Source organism: Morganella psychrotolerans (genome assembly GCF_965118875.1).
Classification (GTDB): Bacteria; Pseudomonadota; Gammaproteobacteria; order Enterobacterales; family Enterobacteriaceae; genus Morganella; species Morganella psychrotolerans_C.
Genome location: NZ_CBCPJD010000032.1, coordinates 1 through 4,178 on the forward strand (window position 1 = coordinate 1; position 4,178 = coordinate 4,178).

The 4,178-nt window shown below is 46.3% G+C and carries 4 protein-coding genes and 4 tRNA genes; 7 read left to right on the plus strand and 1 reads right to left on the minus strand.

Going from position 1 to position 4,178, the window contains the following annotated elements:
- Positions 1-149: 149 nt before the first annotated feature.
- A complete protein-coding gene (gene murB / locus ACMHKJ_RS19020; protein ID WP_413496385.1) occupies positions 150-1,187 on the plus strand; it encodes a UDP-N-acetylmuramate dehydrogenase in 1,038 nt (345 codons plus the stop codon).
- Entirely contained in the window at positions 1,184-2,164 is a 981-nt protein-coding gene (birA, locus tag ACMHKJ_RS19025; RefSeq protein WP_413496387.1) for a bifunctional biotin--[acetyl-CoA-carboxylase] ligase/biotin operon repressor BirA, read from the plus strand. Before murB ends, birA begins: the two co-directional genes overlap by 4 nt.
- Positions 2,165-2,193: 29 nt before the next feature.
- Here the strand turns inward: birA and coaA are convergent, their stop codons facing one another.
- On the minus strand, positions 2,194-3,138 hold the full coding sequence (gene coaA / locus ACMHKJ_RS19030) for a type I pantothenate kinase (protein ID WP_067365939.1): 945 nt from the start codon (positions 3,136-3,138) through the stop codon (positions 2,194-2,196).
- Between the two features lie 387 nt (positions 3,139-3,525).
- Between coaA and ACMHKJ_RS19035 the strand changes: the two genes are divergently transcribed.
- From ACMHKJ_RS19035 to ACMHKJ_RS19055, 5 genes are all read left to right on the plus strand, one after another.
- Positions 3,526-3,601: transfer RNA gene (locus ACMHKJ_RS19035), tRNA-Thr, on the plus strand.
- A gap of 17 nt (positions 3,602-3,618) precedes the next feature.
- Positions 3,619-3,703 (plus strand) — tRNA-Tyr (locus ACMHKJ_RS19040).
- A 102-nt stretch (positions 3,704-3,805) separates the two neighbouring features.
- Positions 3,806-3,880: transfer RNA gene (locus ACMHKJ_RS19045), tRNA-Gly, on the plus strand.
- Positions 3,881-3,886: 6 nt separating this feature from the next.
- Positions 3,887-3,962, plus strand: a tRNA-Thr gene (locus ACMHKJ_RS19050).
- Between the two features lie 111 nt (positions 3,963-4,073).
- Positions 4,074-4,178, plus strand: a 105-nt coding sequence (locus ACMHKJ_RS19055; RefSeq protein ID WP_005651251.1) for a GTP-binding protein, incomplete at its 3' end; no start/stop codon positions are given.

Sequence of the window (4,178 nt, forward strand, 5' to 3'; positions counted from 1 at the left end):
CGCCAGGTTATTATTTAAGCCGAAAAGCCACCCAATGGGTGGCTTTTTTGCGTTTATCTGCCGTCAAAGTTGTCAAATGTATCGCTTTGCTGTGCTACGCGTCTGTTGACTGATAAACTAGTCATATGTTTGTCCGATGAGTTTTCATTATGTCCCTTGAGTCCGCTAATTCACTTCGCCTGTTACATACTTTTGGTATTGAAGCCTGTGCGTTAAATATAGAAACGGCTGAAACGGTTTCTGAGCTGTGTCATTTATGGCAGGCTGCACAGGCGGCACATGTCCCTTTCCTGTTGTTAGGTGGCGGGAGTAATGTCCTGTTTACCACTGATTTTGCCGGCACGGTAGTGCTGAATCAAATTATGGGAAAAACTATCCGCGAAACACCAACGGCGTGGCTGGTTGATGTGGGTGCCGGCGAAAACTGGCATGATTTGATCCATTTTTTACTGATAAACGGGATCTGCGGAATGGAAAACCTGGCATTGATTCCCGGGTGTGCCGGTACGGCACCTATCCAGAATATTGGCGCATACGGCATTGAATTTAAAGATATCTGTGATTATGTCGATGTTACATCTCTTGCAGATGGCAGGACAGAACGACTGAGCGCAGACGCCTGTCGGTTTGGCTATCGGGACAGTATCTTTAAACATGAATATCAGGACAGTTATGCGATTACTGCGGTTGGCCTGAAGCTACCTAAGCAATGGGCTCCTGAACTGAGCTACGGCGATTTAAAAGCACTGGATCCGGCGACAGTCACACCACAGCAGATTTTCGATATGGTTTGCAATATGCGGACACAAAAATTACCGGATCCTAAAATTACCGGTAATGCCGGTAGTTTCTTCAAAAACCCGGTAATCAGCACTGAACTCGCTCAGCAAATAAAAGCGGAATATCCAACCTGTCCGCAGTATGTGGTTGAGGATGGTATAAAACTGGCAGCAGGCTGGCTGATTGATCAGTGTCATCTGAAAGGACATTCAGAAGGCGGCGCATCCGTGCATGTGAATCAGGCTCTGGTGCTTATCAACCGAGAGTTGGCGACAGGGGCTGATGTTATTTGTCTTGCCCGTTATGTCCGCCAGCAGGTCGCTGCCCGTTTTCAGATTGAATTAGAGCCGGAAGTCCGTTTCATTGGTGCAACTGGTGAAATCAACGCAACAGAGGCCATCGCATGAAAGATTACAGCATGCCTCTGACGCTCATCCGGATCTTGTCTGATGGTGAATTCCATTCAGGTGAACAGCTTGGTGACAAACTCGGCATGAGCCGGGCGGGTATTAATAAACATATCCGGACATTGCGCGAAATGGGTATTGAGATGGAGACGGTGACAGGGAAAGGCTATCGTCTCTTTGCACCGATGAACCTGCTGCAATCAGAGGTTATCAATGCACTCTTACCTGGCCGGCAAATAGATGTGCTACCTGTTATCAGTTCTACCAATCAGCATTTGCTGGATAAGATCGGACAACTGTCATCCGGTGATGCGTGCGTGGCTGAATATCAGTATGCGGGTCGTGGACGCCGCGGGCGTCAATGGGTATCCCCGTTCGGGCGAAACTTGTATCTCTCACTATACTGGCGTCTGGAGCAAGGGCCGGCGGCGGCAATCGGGCTGAGTCTGGTGGTCGGTATCGTTCTTGCTGAAACACTGCACGAACTGGGTGCAACAGGCGTAAAAGTAAAATGGCCGAATGATTTATATCTTGAAGATAAAAAATTGGCCGGCATTTTAGTTGAGCTGCAGGGAAAAACAGGTGATGCAGCACATGTCATCATCGGGATTGGTATCAATCTGACGATGGAAAATACCAATACGGATCAGATTGGGCAGCAGTGGATCAATCTGGAGCAATCAGGTATCCATATTGATCGAAATACACTGGCTGCTGCATTTATCAATCATCTGATTGATGCGCTTCATCTGTTTGAAAAAAGCGGGCTCACGCCTTTTATTGAGCGCTGGTATGCATTTGATAACTATCTTAACCGAGAAGTGAAGTTAATCATTGGTGAGCGGGAAGTGATTGGTGTATCTCGTGGGATTAACACACAGGGTGCGTTATTATTAGATCAATTCGGCGAAATTACCCCCTATATCGGCGGAGAAATCTCACTGCGTGGCATCAATACAAAAAACAAACCGGTGTAATCCCGGTTTGTTTTTAACAGAATAATTTACTATTTTCGCAGCTTCACATTTGTCACCATGTGATTTGCGCCTTTCGTCATCACTAAACTGGCACGTTCTCTGGTCGGCAAAATATTTTCGTGCAGGTTGAGTCCGTTGATTTCATCCCAGATAGTTGATGCGATACCGACAGCTTCACTCTCTTCCAATTGCGCGTAATGATGGAAATAGGAGTTCGGATCGGTAAACGCACCCTGACGAAATTTCAGGAAACGCCCGATATACCAGCTTTTCAGCAACTCTTCCGGTGCATCCACGTAAATAGAGAAATCCACAAAATCTGAAACAAACACATGGTGCAATGACTGCGGATAATCCATGCCGCTTTGCAGCACGTTCAATCCTTCCAGAATGACAATATCCGGCTGCTCCACCACAAGTTGCTTATCCGGCATGATGTCATAGGTCAGATGTGAATAGACCGGCGCCAGCACTTTTGGTGTACCGGATTTTACTTCTGACACAAAGCGGACAAGATTGTGCATATCGTAAGATTCAGGAAAGCCTTTCTTTCTCATGATCCCGCGCTCATTGAGCACCGAATTAGGATGAAGAAAACCATCTGTGGTGATCAGATCCACTTTCCGATGTTCGGGCCAGCGGCTCAGAAGTGCCTGAAGCAAGCGGGCAGTCGTGCTTTTACCGACAGAAACACTGCCGGCAATGCCAATCACATAAGGTACCTTGGCTTCATTTCTGCCGAGAAACTGCTCGAGCACGGCCTGGCGGCGCAGATTTGAACTGATATAGAAATTCAGTAACCGGGATAATGGCAGATAAATCGCGATAACTTCATCAATAGAAATTTCATCGTGAATACCGCGCAGCTCGTCAATTTCCTGCTCAGATAGGGTCATCGGGACCGAGTTACGCAAAGTGGCCCACTGACTACGGCTGAAATGAAGATAAGGAGAGAGCGATTTTTCTTTATACATAAACCAACGTCTGCCTTTATTACGCAGGTTGGACCGGTCATAAAAACCCGTACCGGCCAAAAAATAATTCGCATCATAGCGAGAGATGGAAGTCAGGCGTAGCAATTTTTTTGAAAAAATGCATTTTTTTTGATGTCGGAGACATAAATTGCATTACGAAAGATATAAATAAAGTGCTAAAAATAATCTGATTATTGAATTTTGTATAGTCAGTCTGTGTGATTGTCTAACCTCAGATGTTATAACTGGTGCTGCTATTTTGTACATTACCTATTGAAAAAAACAGCGAAACACGGAAGAATGCGTACTTTGTGAGCAAAAGAACAATTTCAGCAATTTTTTTGTTGCATCCTGCGCAAAGTCTCCATAGAATGCGCAGCACTTGATGCCGGCATAGCTCAGTTGGTAGAGCAACTGACTTGTAATCAGTAGGTCCCGAGTTCGACTCTTGGTGCCGGCACCAATTAAAAATTTAGATCAGGTGGGATACCCAAGCGGCCAAAGGGAGCAGACTGTAAATCTGCCGTCACAGACTTCGAAGGTTCGAATCCTTCTCCCACCACCATCTAGTGTGAATTATTATCCCGGGTGTTTTATTCATCACTCCTTCGATGTAAAATACCTGAGATTCAGTTACAGCCGATTTAAGTCAGGTAGCCGAGTTCACGCGGGCATCGTATAATGGCTATTACCTCAGCCTTCCAAGCTGATGATGCGGGTTCGATTCCCGCTGCCCGCTCCAAGATGTGCTGATATAGCTCAGTTGGTAGAGCACACCCTTGGTAAGGGTGAGGTCGGCAGTTCGAATCTGCCTATCAGCACCACTTCCGTTGTTCTCCCCTCCCTGATTTCTATCTCTGTAAATACCCAGACAAGCAATACTGCTTGGTTGATGTGGTGTAACCACCGATTCCGTGTCTCAGAGGGACAATCTAATGTCTAAAGAAAAGTTTGAACGTACGAAACCGCACGTTAACGTTGGTACTATCGGCCACGTTGACCACGGTAAAACTACCCTGACAGCTGCAATCACTACCGTG